This window comes from Pseudomonas sp. LF-5 (assembly GCF_037626295.1).
GTDB classification, from domain to species: Bacteria; Pseudomonadota; Gammaproteobacteria; order Pseudomonadales; family Pseudomonadaceae; genus Aquipseudomonas; species Aquipseudomonas monsensis.
The window spans coordinates 1-18,447 of sequence record NZ_JARKMT010000018.1; the positions used below are offsets into that span (position 1 = coordinate 1).

Sequence of the window (18,447 nt, forward strand, 5' to 3'; positions counted from 1 at the left end):
GAACTCAGAAGTGAAACGATGCATCGCCGATGGTAGTGTGGGGTTTCCCCATGTGAGAGTAGGTCATCGTCAAGATTAAATTCCGAAACCCCAATTGCGAAAGCAGTTGGGGTTTTGTTTTGCTCGTAGAAAAATTATTGCTTAGTCAGCGAACAAATTTGCACAGTTATTTTCGAATCAGAACACTAGAATAGCCCCATCTTTTTCGGAGCCAGAGCCTGTATGTCAGAGTCGGTTGACGCCCGCGGGCTGTCAGAATTACCGCTGGAAGACCTGGTGGCCTGTCACGAGTGCGACCTGCTGATGCGCAAGCCACAACTTGCTCACGGCGAAAAAGCCATCTGCCCGCGCTGCGGTTACGAACTGTATGCCCATCGCCATAACGTGGTGCAGCGCAGCCTTGCCTTGGTGATCGCGGCATTGCTGTTGTACATCCCGGCAAACTTTTTGCCCATCATGCAACTCAATATCCTCGGGCAATCTTCGCAGGATACGGTCTGGAGTGGCGTGCTCGGTCTGTTCAACACCGACATGCAGGGCGTTTCAATCGTCGTCTTCCTGTGCAGCATGGCCATACCGTTGCTCAAGTTGCTGTGCCAGTTGTTCGTGTTGCTGACGATTCGCTTCGATGCCGGTCGCAGCTACGGCTTGTTGCTGTACCGCATTTACCACCACCTCAAAGACTGGGGAATGCTCGAGGTTTACCTCATGGGCGTTCTGGTGGCGATCGTCAAACTGGCGGACATGGCCGCGATCACCGTTGGTCTGGGCCTGGTGTGTTTCATTGGATTGTTGTTGGTTCAGGTCTGGCTGGAAGTGGTGATGTCACCGCATCAGATCTGGCAGGCGTTATCAGGAGAGGATGCTCATGCGGGCGATTGATGCGGGCATTCTGATTTGTACCGAATGCCACGAATTGAACAGGCAGGAAGCGGACACCGATGAGCAAAGCTGCACTCGCTGCGGCGCGCTGGTCCACGCTCGCCGTCCCAATAGCCTGGCCCGGACCTGGGCGCTGTTGATTACAGCGGCGATTATCTACATTCCGGCCAACGTGCTGCCCATCATGACGGTCAGTTCTTTGGGGCAGGGTGATCCGAGCACGATCATGTCCGGCGTGATCCAGTTGGTGCAGCACGGCATGATCCCGATTGCCGCCGTGGTATTCATCGCCAGTATTCTGGTGCCGACCTTCAAGCTGGTGGGCATTGCCTTGCTGCTGTTTTCGGTGCAACGACGTCAGCCATTGTCTGCACGGCAACGTATCTGGATGTACCGCTTCATCGAGTTCATCGGTCGCTGGTCGATGCTCGATATTTTTGTGATCGCCATTCTGGTGGCGGTCGTCAACTTCGGCCGGCTTGCCAGTGTCGAAGCCAACCTTGGCGCCATCGCCTTCGCCAGTGTGGTGATACTGACGATGCTCGCCGCAGTAACTTTCGATCCCCGACTGATTTGGGATAACACGGAGTCGGACGACGACCATGACTGATTTGCCTGTAGCGAAAACCCGACCGGCCTCGAACTGGTCTGCCATTTGGGTGTTGCCCTTGATCGCGCTGATCATCGGAGGCTGGCTTGGCTGGCGTGCCTATACGGAAACCGGTGTTGAAATCCAGGTTCGCTTCGAAAGCGGCGAAGGCATTCAGGCCAACAAGACCGAGGTCATGTACAAGGGCATGCCGGTCGGTAAGGTCAAGGCGCTCAAACTCGATGACGAAGGCAACTCCAAGGGCGTGATCGCCACCGTCGAGATGAACAAGGACGTCGAGCAATACCTCAAGACCAGCACGCGCTTCTGGCTGGTGAAACCGAGTGTGACCCTGGCCGGTATCACCGGCCTGGAAACCCTGGTGTCCGGTAATTACGTCGCGATCAGTCCCGGTGAGGGCGAGCCCGCCCGCAAGTTCAAGGCCCTGGCCGAAGAGCCGCCGCTGTCGGACTCCAAGCCCGGCCTGCACCTGACCATCAAGGCCGATCGCCTCGGTTCGCTGAACCGCGGCAGTCCGGTGTTCTACAAGCAGATCAAGGTCGGTCAGATCAAAAGCTACGTGCTGTCAGAAGACCAGAGCACCGTTGAGCTCAAAGTCTTCATCGAGCCAACCTACGCCAAACTGGTGCGCAAACACACGCGGTTCTGGAACGCCAGCGGCATCAGCATCGACGCCAACCTGTCCGGCGTGAAAGTGCGCAGCGAATCCCTGGCGAGCATCGTCGCCGGTGGTATCGCTTTCGCCACACCGGAGAATCGCAAGGACAGTCCTCCGACTGACCCGAGTCTGCCGTTCCGTCTTTACGAAGACTTCGACGCCGCCGCTGCCGGCATTCGGGTCAAGGTCAAACTCAGTGACTTCGAAGGCCTGCAGGCCGGTCGAACGCCGGTGATGTACAAGGGCATTCAGGTCGGCAACCTGAAAGCGTTGAAAGTTGATCCGGATCTGAACAGCGCCACCGCCGAGCTGACGCTTGATCCTCTGGCTGAGGATTATCTGGTCGACGGCACGCAATTCTGGGTGGTTAAACCATCGATTTCTCTGGCTGGTATCACCGGGCTGGAAGCGTTGGTGAAAGGCAACTACATCGCCGTGCGTCCGGGTGATAAAGGGGCTGCACCGAAACGTGAATTCGAGGCACGCCCCAAAGCGCCGCCGCTGGATCTGCGTTCCCCGGGGCTGCACCTGGTGCTGTTCACTGACGTCCTCGGTTCCATCGATGTCGGCAGCCCGATTCTGTACAAACAGGTCAAGGTCGGGTCGGTGCAGAGCTATCAGTTCTCCAAGACCCGCAAGCAACTGGTCATCGGTGTGCACATCGAGAAGGAGTACGAAAACCTGGTCAACGCATCGACCCGCTTCTGGAATGTCAGCGGTATCACCCTGACCGGTGGTCTGACAGGCGGGATTCAGGTGAAGAGTGAGTCGCTGCAGACCCTGATGGCCGGCGGTATTGCTTTCGAAACGCCGCAAGCCAAAGCGCCGTTGCAGAAGCGCATTCCGCGCTTCCGTCTGTTCGCCAATCATGACGAAGCCAATCAGAAAGGCGCGGTGGTGACGATCAAGGTTGATCGCGCCGATGGTTTGCGCAGCGGCACCCCGGTTCGCTTCAAGGGGCTGGATGTCGGCAAGATCGAAAGCGTTGATCTGACCGACGACCTGCAGTCGGTCATCCTCACCGCGCGCATCACTGAAGTGCCGGAGAAGATTGCCCGGGTGGGCAGTCAGTTCTGGGTGGTCAAACCGGAGTTGGGTCTGATCAAGACCCAGAATCTGGAAACCTTGGTCACTGGGCAGTACATCGAAGTGCAGCCGGCGGCGAAGAACCTCGGCCCGCAGAAGAACTTTGTTGCCTTGGCCAATGCGCCGGAAGTGACCAAGCAAGAGGCGGGTCTGAGTCTGGTCTTGAGTGCGGCCCGTCGTGGTTCGCTGAAACCGGGGGTGCCGGTGACTTACCGTGAAATTACCGTGGGTAAAGTCACCGGTTATGAACTGGGGCAAACCGCTGATCGAGTGTTGGTGCATATTCTGATCGAGCCAAAATACGCGCCGTTGGTGCGTAGCGGTAGCCGGTTCTGGAACACCAGTGGGGTCGGTTTTGATATCGGCTTGTTCAACGGGCTGACGGTGCGAACGGAATCGCTGGAGACGGCGATTCAGGGTGGGATTGCTTTCGCTACGCCGGACGGTGAGCGCATGGGCAATCCGGCGCGGGCGGAGCAGACGTTCCCGCTGTTCGACAAGTTCGAGGATGAGTGGCTGACGTGGGCGCCAAAAATTTCGCTCGGTAAGTAACCTCAAGCTCATCAGGCGTCTGGAAGTACGCCATCGCTGGCAAGCCAGCTCCCACAGTGGTCGGCGGTGTACTCACAATTTGTACATGACAAAAAACCCGTGGGAGCTGGCTTGCCAGCGATGAGGCCCTGAAAATCAGCACAAACCCCAGGCCATAAAAAAGGGCCGCGATCCGATGGGATCGCGGCCCTTTTTATTGCCGTCAGTTAACGCCGATCAAACCGCATCCAGCTCCGGTTCGTCTGCTTCAACGTTCAGCGTCGCCTTCACCACATCATGACGACGGATGTACTTCCAGTCCGCCTCGTCGATGTAGATGCCCGCCGGGCCGCTGCCGCCTTCCAGGTCGATGGCGACACTGGCGCAGACCTGCGGTTTCACACTCGCCAGAATCGGCACGAAGCCCAGCTGCAGGCTGGTTTCCAGCAGGGCAGCCTGGTTCTTCTCGTCGATGTCCGCCGCCTCGTCGAGGTAGTACGGCAGACGCACGCGACCGGCGAGGTCACGGTCCATCAAGTGCAGCAACAAGTACATGTTGGTCAACGCCTTGATGGTCATGGTCGTACCGTTGGACGCCGCGCCGTCGATGTCGGTGTGAATCACCGGCTGACCGTTGACCTTGGTGATCTCGAACGCCAGTTCGAACAAGTCCTTGAGACCGAGCTGGTTGTGGTTCGCCGCCACCAGCCGCGCCAGGTATTCCTTGGCTTCTTCGTTCTTGTTGTCCTGCTCGGCGCTCTGGCTCAGGTCGAACACCGACAGGGTTTCGCCTTCTTCGTACTGGCCGGCGCTGTGGATGATCTGGTCGATGTGCTTGAGCGCTTCCTTGTTCGGCGCGAGGACGATGCGGAAGCTCTGCAGGTTGGACACCTGACGCTTGTTGATCTCGCGGTTGAACAGCGCCAGTTGATGCTCGAGGCTGTCGTAGTCGCTGCGGATGTTGCGCAGGGTCCGGGCGATGTCGGTGACCGCCGCGCGACGGGCCTTGCCCAGCGTCAGGGCTTCATCGGTACGGTGCGCGTAAGCGTTGATCAGCAGCGACAGACGGCGCTCCATGTCGTCTTCGCTGTCGAACTTGGCCACGCCTTTCAGGCGTACCTGCGCGTACAGCGCTTCGATCTGACCGTCGGCGCGCAGCAGGCCCTGCCAACTGTCCTGATAATCGTTGAGCAGCGGCAGCAGGTTGTCCATCGAGTCGTCGACCGGATCCATGAACGGCGTGCCGAACGGCAGATCTGCCGGCAGCAACTGACGACGGCGCAGCGCGTCGTCGAGGGTGCGCTGCTTGGCTTCCATGTCGGCGATCTGCCGGCCGACCAGTTGCAGCTTGGCCGACAGTTGCTGGACGCGCTCGGTGAACGCATCGCTGGAGCGTTTGAGTTCGTCCTGCGCCGCTTCCATCTGCGCCAGTTGCTCGAGTTTGTCGCCTTCTTCGGCGCTCAGGGTCTGGGTGCGACGGAAGTCTTCCAGCGCCTTCTGCGCGTCGAGCACTTGCTGGTACAGCGCTTCGGTCTGGGTCTTGCTCGCGGCGCGGTCGGAGGCTACAGCTTGTTGAGTCTTGAGTTGCTTGAGCTCTTTTTCCAGACGCTCTTTCTGGTCGCGCAGCGCGGCACGGTCGGCCAGTGCTTGCAGGGCTGGCGGCTCGATGTGCGAGATGTCGATCGACAGGCCCGGTACTTCGAAACGCTCGCCCTTGAAACCATCAAGAATCAGCTCAACCGATTTCACCCACTCGCCATCCTCGTCAAGGGTGATGCCGTGTTCGCCCAGCGGCAGGCTGAACAGCGCGCTGTTGAACAGGCGCATCAAGCGCTCGACGTCCTGCTGCGAGAACTCTTCGCGCAGGCGGGCGTAACTGTTGTTGTCGGCGTGATCGAGTTGCTGCTTCACCGACTTCAGGCGTTTTTCCAGATCGCGCAGACGCTCTTCCAGATCCTCGGCGCTGAACTGACGGGACTGCGCCAGCGCACCGGCCAGTTCGTCGTGAGCGTCCTTGGCCGCGAGCAATTGTTGCTCCAGGACTTTGACGTCATCGACCAGCGCGAAGCGGTTCTTCAGCACCGACAACTCGCCGAGCCAGCGCTGGATGCCGGAGATTTCCCGTTCCAGGCGCATCAGCTCCTGCGTGCCGCCACGTTGGTCGTTTTGCAGATCGTCCTGCTCGCGACGGTAGTGCTCGGCCTGGATGGTCAGTTCTTCCTTGCGCGCATTGGCGTAGTCCGACCAAGTGCCGAGCAACGAGTCGAGCAGTGGCGACAGGCGATGCAGTTTGCCGCGCAGCACGTCACGCTGTTTCACGCCGTTGGCCAAGGCTTCGACCAACGGGCCGGCGGCGACCAGCGAGTTGTAGTCCTGCTCCATGCGGCGCACATCGCGGAAGGCTTCTTCACACGCGGCGATGTAGTCGACGCTGCCGGAACGCAGGCTGTGCTCGAAGGCATCGAGGAACAGCTGCTTCAACTTGGCCGCGGTGATTTCGCGCATGTGCAGCAGGTTGATGAACAGTGCGCGGAAAGTCTTCAGGCTCTGCTCGCTGGTGGAGCGCAGCGGGATCAGGGTCAGGTCCAGCGGGATCGAAGTATGCCCGCCAACCAGCAAGCGACGCAGTTCATCAGGCTTGAGTTCGTAGGCTTTCAGGCCTTCTTTCTCAAGGTTGCTGAACAGTTCTTTCTGGCGCAGGCAGGTGTCGTTCTTCTGGTAATGCGCCAGGTCGAGCTTGCCGGCGTAGGCAAAGAACTGGTGACCGAAGCCACCGCCCGGGCCGCGACCGACCACGCCGATCACGTGTGGGCCGTGGGGCAGGTTCACTTCGACGAGGATGTAGCTGGTGTCGGAGGCGAAGTAGAAACGCCGCGATTGTTCCAGGCTGTACTTGCCGAAACTCATGTCCGACATGCGCGCCAGAATCGGGAATTGCAGGGCGTTGATCGACGCCGATTTACCGAGGTTGTTCGCACCGTAGACCGACAGCGGCTCTTCCAGCGGGAACAGGCCGAGGCTGTAACCGGCGGTGTTCAAAAGGGCAAAGCGGCGGATGCCGTAGCGTTCCTGGCTCATGCGTCGGACTCCTGTTCTTCGGCAATGGCTCTAGCCAGTGCGTCTTCTTCGCTTTCTTCGTCAAATTCGGACAGATCCAGTGGATCGTCAGTCTCGAGGAATTTAGCTTCGGCGGCTTCGTCGATCAGCACCGGTGCCGGCAGCGGCAGAACGCTGTGCACGCTGGCCGCCAGATCGCGGTCTTGTTGCACCGACAGGCACACATCGAGGAAACGGTGCATCGGCGGCAGGAAACGGTACACGCCGTTTTCTTCGCCGGCGAAACCGAGCTGGGTCATGCGGCGCATGATTTTTTCTTCGAGTTCTTCGACGGTCTGCACTTCGGCCTGAATGAACAGGTCGCGGTATTTATCCAGCAGCGACGGCAGTTCTTCACGCCCGAGGCTGCCGCCGTCGAGCACGGCGATCGGGTCGCGGCCCTGATCGGCCAGGTGCTCGACGAGGATGAAGGTGAACAGCGCCAGACGCTGAGCCGTCTTGTTCACCGCCGCTGCCGCCATGTCCGGCACAAAGTAGTAGAAACCACGGGTGTCGCAGACCAGTTCAAAGCCCAGCGCCTTGAACAGCGTGCGGTACTGGTCCTGGAAGTTCGACAGTTGCGCGTACAGCTCCGGGTCGCGGCGGCTGACGTGGTAACCCTTGAACAGCTCGCGGAAGATCGGCGCGAGTTGCGACAGTTCGGAAAGATCAAGATGCATTGGATGTGCTCGCGGAATTCTCGGCGGCGGTGTCGCTGGCCGAGAGCAGGGCGAAGGAGCGCAGGCTGACCTGGTGCTCGTGAGTGTGATATTCGCGGCGTTCCAGACGCTCGCGCTTGAAGCGTTTTTCCCGCGACAGGCGCGAGAACCAGTAGAGCAATTCGTCGGTGGCACCGTCCGGTTCCTGCTCCAGCAGCCAGGTCATCAGATCCGGCATCGGCAGGGACTCTTCGCAACGCTCGACCATCTCGCGCACGGTGCGCGGTGCACGTGGGGCATCGCCGGCTTTCTGCGTCTTGTGTGCCTTGGGGAAGCGCGCCGGTTTCGGCTCGAAACGCGCCAGGGCGTAGACGTAGGCTTCGACCTGACTGGCACTGCCGAGGAAGGTGCTTTGCGGGCGGGTGAACAGCGGCATCGCTGCTTGCGGCACGGCGTCGATGCCTTTACGGCGGATCGCCGCCAGCGCCAGGGCCGCGCCACGGGTCACGGCGTTGTGCCGGCGCGCTTCTTCACGCAGCGGCAGCAGCAGTTCACGGGCGTGGCGCAGGGTCAGCTGGGCGCTGGTCTGCATTTCGAGGATGCGCGCGTGGGTGCGCAGCAGCATGTCGTCATCGACCAGATGGCCGAGGCGCTGCTGTTCGCTGAGCATCTTCAGCAGCACGGTTTCGACTTTGCGCACACCTTGCTCGAAAGCGCCGTCGGCGTTCACCAGATCAATCATCGGCTCGACGTATTCGTCCCAGGTCGCCAGGACTTCGGCGTAACGCTGACGCAGCGGGATCTGCCGGTCGCTGGTCTTGGCGCGTTCGGCCACGGCCACCAGCGCCTGCTCGTCGTTATCGAGCTTTTTCAGCACGTCACGCACGCGCATGTCGAGCAGGCGCAGCTGGCGGGCGAGGTCGTTGCCGTCGCGGACGTCGAACGCGTCCTGAATGTAGCCGGCCAGACGTTCGAGATGACGCAGGTAGGCTTCGATCTCCAGGCACAGGCCCAGCCGGTGTTCACGGCGCAGGTAGGCGAGGAAGTCGTGGATCTGCGCGTTGAGCTCGAAACGGTTCGGGCTTTTCGCCACGGGCACCAGAATGTCGAGGCGAATCCACACGTCGAGCAGGCTGGTGATGTCCTGCGGCGTGCTGTCCAGTTGTTGGGCGGCCAGTTGCGTGCGCAGTTCGTTGAGGCTCAGGGTGCCCTGGTCGAAGTGCTCGCACAGTGGCTCCAGAAGTGCCCAGTGTTCAGCGAGGGCGCGCAAGACGCGCTTGGGTTCGATCATCGGAATGGCCGGCTGGTTGGCGATTAAAAGCCGCGATTGTACTGCATCAGCGACGATGCGATTCACTCTCGGGACGGGCTGTCGAATTTTCAGGGTAGAGAGCTTTGCTCAAGGCTATCGATCAACAGCAAGCGATCTTGAGCGAAGGGCGGTAGAATCAGCGCACTTTCAGTTATCCACAAGTGGCCGACCTTTGCTTATCGAGTCCCGCCGCCGCGCCTATTTGAACGCCATGCAGGTGGTCAATTGGCTGCCGCGCACCGAATTGCCTTTCGCCGCCCCGTCGCGGCCCGAGCTGCTGGACATGCCCGAGCCTGAGCCGGAGGTCGTGGTGATGCCGGTTGTGCAGGCCGAAGCAGCGGTGCAACCGGCCGCCCGTCCGGTCGAGCGGCCGAAAATCGAAGTGCCGCGCCCTTCGCTCGCCAGTACGCGCAATGGCGCCAAGCCGGTGGAAGAGGTCGACGACACGCCGGTGGTCGTCAAACCGGCACCGGTGCCCCCACCGCGCTTCGCCCTGCAATTACTGCGCGCCGGGCGCTGCCTGCTGCTGGTGGAGTTACCCACAGGCGAAGCCTTCCAGAGCCGCGATCCGGCCTATCTGCTGCTCAAAGACATGCTGCGCGCCGCCGGTCTGCCGGACGCGCCGCAGATCGTTGGCGAGCCGGTGCGTTGGCCGTGGTTGAACCGGGGCACGCTGGATCAGGGCCCGGAAGCGGCGCGCGACTTCGTTCAGGGCTTTCTGTCGGTGCAAATGGAAGCGGCGCCGTGCGCCTGCCTGTGGCTGATCGGCTTGCCGGCGGTAAGGTTTGCCGGTGAAGCGGATGCTGAAGCGTTCAATCGTGAATTGCAGATCGAAGGCCTGGGCTCGGCCTGGGCGATTCCCGGTCTGGAATTGTTAATGGAAGAGCCACAGCGCAAGGCCGCTGTGTGGCAAGCGATGCGTCGGCTGATGGCGCGCTGGAAAGAATCGAATGAGTGACGCTGTAACGTTCCGCCCGATGACCGAAGCGGATCTGGACGCCGTACTGAAGATTGAGTTCGCTGCCTACAGCCACCCGTGGACGCGGGGGATTTTTCTCGACGGGCTGGGCAAGTACCAGATCTGGCTGATGTTCGAAGGTCAGCAGCAGGTCGGTCATGGTGTAGTGCAGATCATTCTGGATGAGGCGCATCTGCTTAACATCACGGTCAAACCGGAGAATCAGGGGCGCGGGCTGGGGCTGACGCTGCTCGAACATCTGATGTCGCGGGCATATGCCGCAGAGGCACGCGAGTGCTTCCTGGAAGTGCGCGACAGCAACACCGCAGCTTTCAAGCTGTATGAGCGGTATGGCTTCAACGAGATTGGCCGGCGGCGCGATTATTATCCGGCGGTGGGTGGGCGTGAAGACGCGGTGGTCATGGCCTGCACCCTGGTTGACTGATTCAGCTTAAATGCATCGCCAGCAGGCTGGCTCCCACACTGGATCGGGTTCGTGCACACACACACAGTGTGACCAACCCAAAAACCTGTGGGAACCGGCTTGCGGGCGTAGCGGTGTGATGGGCAAGCAAAATCAGCGATTGCCATCCAATGGATCGCGCCGCGCCAGTTCCGCCTCATCCAGCCCATTACCACCGCCGATGTCATCTTCATCGACCAGACTCAAATCCCAATCCGCCGGATTGCCTTCGCCAGCCTCAGCGGCATCTCGCGCACCGTCTTCACGAATCAGCTTTTCCGGGCTCATATCATCGTCGGTTGGTTCATGGTCAGCGGTCGATGCGCCGGTGAGGCCGGCTTCACGCACCCGCTCGTCGGGCATCAGGTGCTCGCGTTCACGCTCAGGAATCTCGTCACCGATCTTCGCACTGGGTTCGTCCTCATCGAAATCCAGCTCGTGCACCGAGCCCATGCGGTCTTCGTTATCATCGATGGGCTCCGGTTGCACCGCATCGTAAGGGCGTCGTGAATCAGTCATGGCAAATCCTCATACTGTGGGCCTTACTAGGTGGACTCACCGCATCCACGAGAATTCCAACGAAAACACTTGCGATCTTCTCGTGACCCCGACGGGTGGGCGTCTGTCATACCTGCGCATCTTTCTTGAGGCCTTACAGCATGCACGACTTACAAGACCTGATTGATAACAACGAGCGTTGGGCTGACGCGATCACCAAGGAAGACCCGGATTTCTTCGCCAAGCTGGCGCGCCAGCAAACGCCGGAATACCTGTGGATCGGCTGTTCCGATGCGCGAGTGCCGGCCAACGAAATCGTCGGCATGCTGCCGGGCGATCTGTTCGTGCACCGTAACGTCGCCAACGTCGTGCTGCACACCGACCTCAACTGCCTGTCGGTGATCCAGTACGCGGTCGACGTACTTAAAGTCAAACACATCCTCGTCACCGGCCACTACGGTTGCGGCGGCGTGCGCGCCTCGATGCAGGACCGCCAGTTCGGCCTGATCGACGGCTGGCTGCGTTCGATCCGCGATCTGTACTACGAAAAACGCGAAGAGCTGGCCAAACTGCCGACCGAAGAAGAGCAGGTTGATCGCCTGTGCGAGCTTAACGTCATCCAGCAAGTCGCCAACGTTGCCCACACCAGCATCATCCAGAACGCCTGGCATCGCGGGCAAAGCCTGTCGATCCACGGTTGCATCTACGGCATCAAGGACGGTCGCTGGAAGAGCCTGAACACCACCATCAGCGGTTTCGAGCAGTTGCCGCCGCAGTATCGCCTGCGTCCGGTCGGCGCGTTGTAAGCGCTGGTCAGCGCGAGCACTGGCGCCGCCAGCACTGCAAAAAGTGCTGGCCCTCCAGGCTCGGTGGCTCGTTGTGTCCGGTGATCCAGCCACGGCAACGTGGCGAACCGCAACCGCAGGCAAACTGGCGCAGCAGTTTGTCTTCGGTGGCGGCGTAGTCGATGGTCAGCCGCTCGCCGCTGTGGATATCTTTCAGCGCCCATAGCCATAACTCGCTCATGTCGAGAAACACGTTGGGATCGCAGGCGTGTTCGAGCAATCCGCAGAAGCGTGGATCGTAGAGGTGGATACCGTTCAGCAACTGTCGGGTCTGTCGGCAGCGATAAGGCAACAGCTGTCCCGAAACCCGACACATCCGCCGGGTGTGCAGAAATTCGCGGCGCACCGCCACCGCCAAGGGTGCGCCGTACTCGTCGTGAATGATTTCGAAGTCGGCGCGAGAGGGAAATCCGAGGCGCACGGGCAGGCCGGCAAACGGATAAATGCCTTCGGTATCGCGTGGCGCGATGTGCGCCAGGGTACGGGTGTTCATAACGATCCTTGTCGCAAGGTGCTTGCGACTTCCTTGGGTTGACGTCCTGTCAGTGTTGCGGTGTTTCAATTTGGATCCAATCTTCGCGTAACAGGTATAACCGGTCTACTGTCAGATCTGACAGGCGATATAGACGCTTTCCCGCGTCAGCCAGGGCTGACACGGGAATCAAGCCTCTACGATTACAGGTGCGGTGCAGGTACCACGGCGTCGGGCAACGGCGCCTTCAGTTGCTGCAATTGCGCTTTGATTGGCGTGGAGGCGCACTTGGCGGCAGCGTCTTGCTGACTCAAGTTGCGAATCGAGGTGTAAAACAGTTCGCAGGTTTTGACTTTCTGCGTGACTTGCCAGGTTTGCGTGCAGCTGTTGAGCAGCGTCGAAGGATCCGTGCCCGGTTTGCTGCCCATGCCAGCCTGCCAGCAGGCCGCGCTCAAATCCTGGCCCATGACTTTCAGGCCTGCGGCGTCAGCCTTGGCTTGTGCATCGTCGCCGGTGTAGCTTTTCGGGTCGGCGGCGTACCAGATGTAACTCGGGTGGTTCGACCCCAGCACCGGGACTTTCACGCCAGCGCTCGGGCTGATGGTCGCCAGGCCCAGCACATTCACCGTCGGTCCATATTGCTGCTTGATCCAGTTACGCACCGGCGCGCCGAACGCGACCATCGGCAGCGTCGTGCCGTTGCCGGTCTGGCTGAACTGCTTGACCAGGGTGGTCTGGTAATCCTTGAAGTAGTCGTACACACCTTCCAGATCACTGCCCGCGTTCGATGGCGCGGCGATCGGGGCGATGTCGATGATGGTCTGATAGGCCGGCGTCTGCTCAGCCGGGATGCCGTTGACGGTCAGCAGCGTGGCCCAGCGATCGGTGGTGTTCGAGCGCAGATAATCTTGGGCCTGGGTCAGCGAGTAATCCGGCGGGAAGTGCAGCAGTTCGACGCTCTTGCGGTTTTCCAGGGCCATGCCCAGCGGCAGGAACAGATACCAGCTATACGCCCATTTGCCATCGGCATTGAGCTTGCTGGCGCCGGTATACGCCAGGTCGCCGGCATCGAGCAGCGCTGACAGCGGCTTGTCGTAGCCTTTGGGCACGCCGCTGATCTCGGCGTAAATCTGCCCGTTATCGTTCTTCACCAGCACCTTGGCATTGGTGTAGCCGTCGCGTTGCACGCTTTGGCTCAGGTAATGCGCGACGGTCTGTTCCAGCGTCCAGTTGCGGAAGCAGATCACGTTGCAGTTGTTGGGAAAGGCAAAGAGGCGGGTGACGCGTTCGGTGCTGCCCAGCTTCAGATCGACATCGGCGTGGGCGGCCGCGCTCAGTGTGAGCGCAGCCAGAGCCAGTGCGGCGGGGGTAAGTCCTGCGAGTTTGAACATGCTCAGATCCTTTTCAGCGTGGGTTCCCCCGCGAGTCGGGGGCGCTTCATATTGGATCAGCCGTGTTGCACAGAGAAGCCGTCATTCACGGATTTTTGCGTCAGCCCGCAGGACCGGGTTTCAGGCCGGAAAGTGCAGGGCGTTGGTCAAGTCGCCCATGGGTTGCTGGCCACGGGCGATCATTGCCTCGTCACGCTGCTTGAGACCGTCGAGGGTTTCGAGCTGGAACACCCGGGTAATCAGGCGCAGGATCGACGCCGTGTCGTAGACCGTATGATCCACCGTGCCCTTGCGGGCGAACGGCGACACCACCAGCGCCGGCACCCGCGACCCCGGCCCCCAACGATCGCCCTTGGGCGGCGCGACGTGATCCCACCAGCCGCCGTTTTCATCGACGGTGACGATCACCACCATGTTTTTCCACTGCGGGCTTTCGCGCAGCACCTTCAGGGCGCGGACGATGTGCCGATCCCCGGACGCCACGTCGGCGTAACCGGCGTGCATGTTCAGGTTGCCTTGAGGCTTATAGAACGTGACCGCCGGCAGCTTGCCGGCCTCGGCATCGGCGAAGAACTTGTTGGTACTCGACTCCTCCCCCAGACCGGCATCGCGCAGGCGCTTGTTGCGCTCCTGCGGGTTTTCCGGACCTTGTTGCTTGAAATAGTTGAACGGCTGGTGGTGATACTGGAAGTTCGGGATTTTCGGAATGCCGCCGGAATCCTTGTACTGCTCCAGCGTCGCCTGCCAGGCCCCGGCATACCACGCCCAGTCGACGTTTTTCTTCGACAGCTTGTCGCCGATGTGCTCGTGGGTCTGTGGCACTAGCACGTTGGGCAGATCCGGTTTGGAATACGCCGGGCGCTCCGGGTCGCGAATCCACGTCGGCCAGTAGGGCGGAGCAAGGGTGTTGACGCCGAAGCCATCCGGGGTCAGCGCGCTCGGGCCGAATTGTGGCGGCCCGCTCATGGCGCTCGCCGGCGATTGCTCCAGCGGCTTGAGGCGCGGGTCGGCGGGATCGGCGCTTTGCAGCGTGGCAATCTGCGACTTGGCAACCGAATTGGCCGCGTCCGGATAGAACGGCGCGGTGGCGCTGATCAGGTACTGGTGATTGAGGAACGAGCCACCGAAGGCACCCTGGAAGAAGTTGTCGCACAGCACGAACTCCTGCGCGACATCCCACAAACGCAGCGAGTAACGGCTCTGTGCATAGTGGCCCATGGTCAGGCCACCGGAATCGGCCCAGGCGACGAAACCGTCGTTCTTGCCACCGTTGATCTGCATCTGGTTCTGATAGAACACGTGCCACAGGTCGCGGGTGACCAGGCCGAATGGCAGGTCTTCGCCGTTCGGGCCTTTGAGGGCAAACGGCGCGTTGGGCAGGTTTTCCTGGAACTGGGTAGCGCTGGGGTAGGTCACGCCATCGAGTGTTTGCGGGCCGATCTGCAGCACGCCGCCCCAGACGGGCGGCAAGGTTTGCAGCAGCGAGCCATCGCGATCACGTTGTTGATAGTCGGCAGGTTTGAGCGCCGACAGCGGCTTTTCAACACCGGGGAAGTCGCCGAACAGGTTATTGAAGCTACGGTTCTCGGCGTAAATCACCACCACGGTTTTCACCTGGTCGCGCAGGGCCTTGTCCAGCTCGGCCGGGGTCAATGGGTGCTCCGCCGGTTTGCCGGGCTGATCGCTGGCGTTGCCGCATCCGGCGAGCGTTGCGCCCACCCCGAGTACCGCGACCCCGCCGAGGAAGCGGCGGCGGCTGGTGTCGGAGGGTTGGTCGGATTCAGGTGCGTCAGTGGCGTCTGTTTCGTCTTTCATCTGTCAGCCCGTTTTTACTTAATTGTTTCAGTATGTTTCAGGCGGACGCTAGCAATTGAATGTGACGGTTGGGTGACGACTTGATGCCGCCACGGAACAAATGTGGGAGCCAACTGCCTGGCTCCCATCGGGTATGTGTTGCTTCTGACTTACGGCATCACCGGCGGCGTATACGCCAATGTCGTTCCCAGCGCCCACAGCAACAGCAATACCAGCGGCGTGTGCACCAGCAATTGCACAAACGAGAAGCCGATCAGATCCCGGGCCTTCAGCCCGAGTACGCCCAGTAACGGCAGCATGTAGAAGGGGTTGATCAGGTTCGGCAGCGCTTCGGCAGCGTTGTAGATCTGCACCGCCCAGCCGAGGTGGTATTGCAGATCATTGGCGACCTGCATCACGTACGGCGCCTCGATGATCCATTTGCCGCCGCCGGACGGGATGAAGAACCCGAGAATCGCCGAGTACACCCCCATCAACAGCGCATAGGTGTCGTGGGAGGCGATGCTGACGAAGAATGTCGAAATGTGATGCGCCAGGGTTTGCGCGTCGGTGCCTTTGACCGTGGTCATCAATGCGGCAATCGAGCCGTACAGCGGGAACTGGATCAGCACGCCGGTGGTGGTCGGCACGGCGCGGGCCACGGCGTCGAGGAAACTGCGCGGACGCCAGTGCAGCAACGCACCGAGCATGATGAACAGGAAGTTGTAGGTGTTGAGGCCGGAAATCGCGGTAATCGCCGGTTTGGTCGAGAATTCGTGGAACAGCCACCCCGCCGCCAGCAGCACCAGCACGATGATCAGCAGGGGACTGTGCTCCAGCCATTCGCCAGGGCGCGTGCGCGGTTGCAGCGGTGGCAGGTTGAAGGCCGGGTCGATGCCGCAGGCCTTGGCGTCTCGTGCCGAATGGGGGCCGGGTGCGGTGGCGTAGGCGATGATGATCGAGACCACGATCAGGGCCAGCAGCATCACGCCGGACTGCCAGAGGAAAATGGTTTCGGTGAACGGGATCACCCCGGTGATCGACAGGATCGACGGCGGCAGGCTGGCCGGGTTGGCCTGTAACTGTGCGGCCGACGATGACAGACCCAAGGCCCACACGGCGCCAAGGCCCAGATACGCAGCGGCGCCAGCGGCACGGTAATCCATGTTCAGATCGGTACGGCGGGCGAGGGCGCGTACCAGCAAGCCGCCGAACACCAGCGACAGACCCCAGTTGAGCAGGGACGCGACCATCGAGATCAACGCGACCCAGGCCACCGCGGAGCGCCCGTTTTTCGGGATCCGCGCCAGACGATCAATCAGTTTCACCGCGGGCGGGGAACTGGCGACCACATAGCCGCCGATCACCACGAAGGCCATTTGCATGGTGAACGGAATCAGGCTCCAGAACCCGTCACCGAACGCCATCGCGGCATCGGTGGGTTTGGCGCCCATGGCCAGGGTGGCTAGCGCAACGATGATCACCGCCAGTGCGGCGAATACCCAGGAGTCGGGAAACCAGCGTTCGGCAAAGTTTGAACAGCGCAAGGCAAAGCGCGCAGAGCGGCTATCTTCGATATCAACGGCCACAGGAAGTACCTCGGATTTTTATGGTTATTGTGGTCTTGCGGACGAAACACATATCCCCTGTAGGCGTGAGCCTGCAAGGATCTCGGCATGACTTGCCGATGGTGGTTCACCTGGCAGGACAGGCGATAACAGTAATTCAACTGCCAAGGCTTTGTGAGCAGGTTTTGCAAAACCGGGACTATGGTCTAACGGGTTGTCCATCCGTGCTTTTGCGTAGACCATGAGCGCCTTGGTTTTTTGCCTGCCAGAGTGCTTTGCCATGACTGTCCAATCCACAGCCCGACCGGCACCGTTCAGCCGTTCCGACTACAAGACCCTCGGCCTTGCGGCCCTTGGCGGGGCGCTGGAGATCTACGATTTCATCATTTTCGTGTTCTTCGCCCTGACCCTCAGCCAGTTGTTCTTCCCGCCCGAAATGCCCGAGTGGCTGCGGTTGCTGCAAAGCTTCGGGATTTTCGTCACCGGTTATCTGGCGCGGCCGCTGGGCGGGATTCTGATGGCGCATTTCGCCGACAAACTCGGGCGCAAGAAAGTCTTCAGCCTGAGCATCCTGATGATGGCGCTGCCGTGTCTGCTGATCGGCATCATGCCGACCTATGCGCAGATCGGTTATTTCGCGCCGTTGCTGTTGCTGGCGCTGCGCATTCTGCAAGGCGCGGCGGTGGGCGGAGAGGTGCCGAGTGCCTGGGTGTTCGTCGCCGAACACGCGCCGGCCGGCCATCGCGGTTATGCCTTGGGCTTTTTGCAGGCCGGGCTGACGTTCGGTTACTTGATTGGCGCGTTGACCGCGACCTTCCTTGCCCAAGTGTTCACCCCGGCGGAAATCCTCGATTACGCCTGGCGTTATCCGTTCCTGCTCGGTGGCGTGTTCGGCGTGATTGGCGTGTACCTGCGCCGCTGGTTGAGCGAAACCCCGGTGTTCATGGCCATGGAAGCGCAGCGCGAAGCGCGGGTCGAACTGCCGTTGCGCACCGTGCTGCGCGAGCATCGTCTGGCGATGTTGCCGGCCATGTTGCTGACCTGCGTGTTGACCTCGGCAGTGGTGGTGTTCGTGGTCATTACGCCGACCATGATGCAGAAAACCTTCGGCATGACCGCCAGTCATACGTTTGCCCTCAGCGCGTTGGGCATCGTGTTCCTCAATATCGGCTGTGTAATCGCCGGGCTGCTGGTCGACCGTCTGGGCGCCTGGCGCACGGTGATGCTCTATAGCCTGCTACTGCCGCTGGGCATTGGCGTGCTTTACGGCTGCCTGATCATGGGCGGCAATTGGGTGGGGCTGGCTTACGCCGTGGCCGGTCTTGCCTGCGGCGTAGTCGGTGCTGTGCCTTCGGTGATGGTGGGGCTGTTCCCGGCGCGTATTCGCGTGTCGGGCATTTCCTTCACCTACAACATTGCCTACGCCGCATGGGCGAGCATCACCCCGCTATTGCTGATCGGGCTGATGCCGTGGAGTCCGTGGATCTGTGTGATGTTCTGTGCAGTGATGGGCGTGGTTGGCGTTGTCAGCGCGGCTTATTTCGGTTCGCGGATGCCGCGCACGGGCCCGTGTCAGGTGGCGGGAACTGCCTGATTGCAAACGCCATGACTTTTTTCGACTGAC

At 60.8% G+C, this 18,447-nt stretch carries 15 protein-coding genes and 1 rRNA gene; 8 read left to right on the forward strand and 8 right to left on the reverse strand.

Translation table 11 applies throughout. The features are described from left to right. The 4 genes from rrf to PseuLF5_RS27875 all read left to right on the forward strand — a co-directional run. Nucleotides 1-75, forward strand: a 5S ribosomal RNA gene (gene rrf, locus PseuLF5_RS28410); the annotation flags it as partial. A gap of 147 nt (nt 76-222) precedes the next feature. Beyond that, a complete protein-coding gene (locus PseuLF5_RS27865) occupies nt 223-882 on the forward strand; it encodes a paraquat-inducible protein A (RefSeq protein ID WP_123462980.1) in 660 nt (219 codons plus the stop codon). Beyond that, nucleotides 869-1,492 carry a paraquat-inducible protein A gene (locus tag PseuLF5_RS27870; protein WP_123462982.1) on the forward strand — a complete coding sequence of 208 codons (624 nt, stop codon included), beginning with the start codon at nt 869-871 and terminating at the stop codon, nt 1,490-1,492. The genes PseuLF5_RS27865 and PseuLF5_RS27870 overlap by 14 nt, the downstream gene beginning before the upstream one ends. Beyond that, the gene (locus PseuLF5_RS27875; RefSeq protein ID WP_123462984.1) at nt 1,485-3,788 is read left to right on the forward strand and encodes a PqiB family protein; all 2,304 of its coding nucleotides are present in this window, start codon (nt 1,485-1,487) and stop codon (nt 3,786-3,788) included. The genes PseuLF5_RS27870 and PseuLF5_RS27875 overlap by 8 nt, the downstream gene beginning before the upstream one ends. Before the next feature lie 216 nt (nt 3,789-4,004). Here PseuLF5_RS27875 and mksF read toward each other — a convergent pair whose 3' ends face one another. Genes mksF through mksB form a run of 3 tightly spaced genes read right to left on the reverse strand, consistent with a single transcriptional unit; the run spans nt 4,005 to nt 8,813 of the window. Beyond that, the gene (gene mksF / locus PseuLF5_RS27880; RefSeq protein ID WP_222834296.1) at nt 4,005-6,845 is read right to left on the reverse strand and encodes an Mks condensin complex protein MksF; all 2,841 of its coding nucleotides are present in this window, start codon (nt 6,843-6,845) and stop codon (nt 4,005-4,007) included. Then, nucleotides 6,842-7,543, reverse strand: a complete 702-nt coding sequence (gene mksE, locus PseuLF5_RS27885) for an Mks condensin complex protein MksE (RefSeq protein WP_095136783.1) — start codon at nt 7,541-7,543, stop codon at nt 6,842-6,844. Before mksE ends, mksF begins: the two co-directional genes overlap by 4 nt. Beyond that, nucleotides 7,533-8,813, reverse strand: a complete 1,281-nt coding sequence (gene mksB / locus PseuLF5_RS27890; RefSeq protein ID WP_185015768.1) for an Mks condensin complex protein MksB — start codon at nt 8,811-8,813, stop codon at nt 7,533-7,535. Before mksB ends, mksE begins: the two co-directional genes overlap by 11 nt. Nucleotides 8,814-9,045: 232 nt before the next feature. Here mksB and PseuLF5_RS27895 point away from each other — a divergent pair, with 232 nt between their 5' ends. Together PseuLF5_RS27895 and rimI are read left to right on the forward strand one after the other, a co-directional pair. Beyond that, entirely contained in the window at nt 9,046-9,792 is a 747-nt protein-coding gene (locus PseuLF5_RS27895) for an energy transducer TonB (protein ID WP_123462989.1), read from the forward strand. Further along, entirely contained in the window at nt 9,785-10,237 is a 453-nt protein-coding gene (gene rimI, locus PseuLF5_RS27900) for a ribosomal protein S18-alanine N-acetyltransferase (RefSeq protein WP_128614071.1), read from the forward strand. Before PseuLF5_RS27895 ends, rimI begins: the two co-directional genes overlap by 8 nt. 132 nt (nt 10,238-10,369) lie before the next feature. On the opposite strand, the gene PseuLF5_RS27905 is transcribed toward rimI, so the two are convergent. Beyond that, on the reverse strand, nt 10,370-10,774 hold the full coding sequence (locus PseuLF5_RS27905) for a serine kinase/phosphatase (RefSeq protein WP_123462994.1): 405 nt from the start codon (nt 10,772-10,774) through the stop codon (nt 10,370-10,372). Nucleotides 10,775-10,914: 140 nt separating this feature from the next. Here PseuLF5_RS27905 and can point away from each other — a divergent pair, with 140 nt between their 5' ends. Further along, nucleotides 10,915-11,559: a carbonate dehydratase gene (can, locus tag PseuLF5_RS27910; RefSeq protein WP_123376595.1), complete on the forward strand. Its 645-nt coding sequence runs from the start codon at nt 10,915-10,917 to the stop codon at nt 11,557-11,559. Nucleotides 11,560-11,566: 7 nt separating this feature from the next. On the opposite strand, the gene PseuLF5_RS27915 is transcribed toward can, so the two are convergent. The 4 genes from PseuLF5_RS27915 to PseuLF5_RS27930 all read right to left on the reverse strand — a co-directional run bounded on the left by PseuLF5_RS27915 (nt 11,567) and on the right by PseuLF5_RS27930 (nt 16,844). Then, nucleotides 11,567-12,091, reverse strand: coding sequence for an SET domain-containing protein-lysine N-methyltransferase (locus PseuLF5_RS27915; protein WP_123462996.1), 525 nt, complete (start codon nt 12,089-12,091; stop codon nt 11,567-11,569). A gap of 182 nt (nt 12,092-12,273) precedes the next feature. Further along, complete coding sequence (locus PseuLF5_RS27920; protein WP_123462998.1) at nt 12,274-13,461, reverse strand: hypothetical protein; 1,188 nt, start codon at nt 13,459-13,461, stop codon at nt 12,274-12,276. A 120-nt stretch (nt 13,462-13,581) separates the two neighbouring features. Then, nucleotides 13,582-15,276: an acid phosphatase gene (gene acpA, locus PseuLF5_RS27925; RefSeq protein ID WP_186748008.1), complete on the reverse strand. Its 1,695-nt coding sequence runs from the start codon at nt 15,274-15,276 to the stop codon at nt 13,582-13,584. Between the two features lie 149 nt (nt 15,277-15,425). Further along, on the reverse strand, nt 15,426-16,844 hold the full coding sequence (locus tag PseuLF5_RS27930; protein WP_222834298.1) for a short-chain fatty acid transporter: 1,419 nt from the start codon (nt 16,842-16,844) through the stop codon (nt 15,426-15,428). 259 nt (nt 16,845-17,103) lie between these two features. Here PseuLF5_RS27930 and PseuLF5_RS27935 point away from each other — a divergent pair, with 259 nt between their 5' ends. Next, on the forward strand, nt 17,104-18,417 hold the full coding sequence (locus PseuLF5_RS27935; protein WP_123463004.1) for an MFS transporter: 1,314 nt from the start codon (nt 17,104-17,106) through the stop codon (nt 18,415-18,417). Nucleotides 18,418-18,447 lie beyond the last annotated feature (30 nt).

Bases quoted from the DNA above. Each gene is read 5' to 3' on its own strand.
- PseuLF5_RS27895 (WP_123462989.1), top strand. From the start codon at position 9,046: ATGCAGGTGGTCAATTGGCTGCCGCGCACCGAATTGCCTTTCGCCGCC.
- PseuLF5_RS27905 (WP_123462994.1), bottom strand. From the start codon at position 10,774: ATGACTGATTCACGACGCCCTTACGATGCGGTGCAACCGGAGCCCATC.
- PseuLF5_RS27915 (WP_123462996.1), bottom strand. From the start codon at position 12,091: ATGAACACCCGTACCCTGGCGCACATCGCGCCACGCGATACCGAAGGC.
- can (WP_123376595.1), top strand. From the start codon at position 10,915: ATGCACGACTTACAAGACCTGATTGATAACAACGAGCGTTGGGCTGAC.
- PseuLF5_RS27935 (WP_123463004.1), top strand. From the start codon at position 17,104: ATGACTGTCCAATCCACAGCCCGACCGGCACCGTTCAGCCGTTCCGAC.
- PseuLF5_RS27875 (WP_123462984.1), top strand. From the start codon at position 1,485: ATGACTGATTTGCCTGTAGCGAAAACCCGACCGGCCTCGAACTGGTCT.
- PseuLF5_RS27920 (WP_123462998.1), bottom strand. From the start codon at position 13,461: ATGTTCAAACTCGCAGGACTTACCCCCGCCGCACTGGCTCTGGCTGCG.
- mksE (WP_095136783.1), bottom strand. From the start codon at position 7,543: ATGCATCTTGATCTTTCCGAACTGTCGCAACTCGCGCCGATCTTCCGC.
- PseuLF5_RS27870 (WP_123462982.1), top strand. From the start codon at position 869: ATGCGGGCGATTGATGCGGGCATTCTGATTTGTACCGAATGCCACGAA.
- mksF (WP_222834296.1), bottom strand. From the start codon at position 6,845: ATGAGCCAGGAACGCTACGGCATCCGCCGCTTTGCCCTTTTGAACACC.
- mksB (WP_185015768.1), bottom strand. From the start codon at position 8,813: ATGATCGAACCCAAGCGCGTCTTGCGCGCCCTCGCTGAACACTGGGCA.
- PseuLF5_RS27865 (WP_123462980.1), top strand. From the start codon at position 223: ATGTCAGAGTCGGTTGACGCCCGCGGGCTGTCAGAATTACCGCTGGAA.
- rimI (WP_128614071.1), top strand. From the start codon at position 9,785: ATGAGTGACGCTGTAACGTTCCGCCCGATGACCGAAGCGGATCTGGAC.
- acpA (WP_186748008.1), bottom strand. From the start codon at position 15,276: ATGAAAGACGAAACAGACGCCACTGACGCACCTGAATCCGACCAACCC.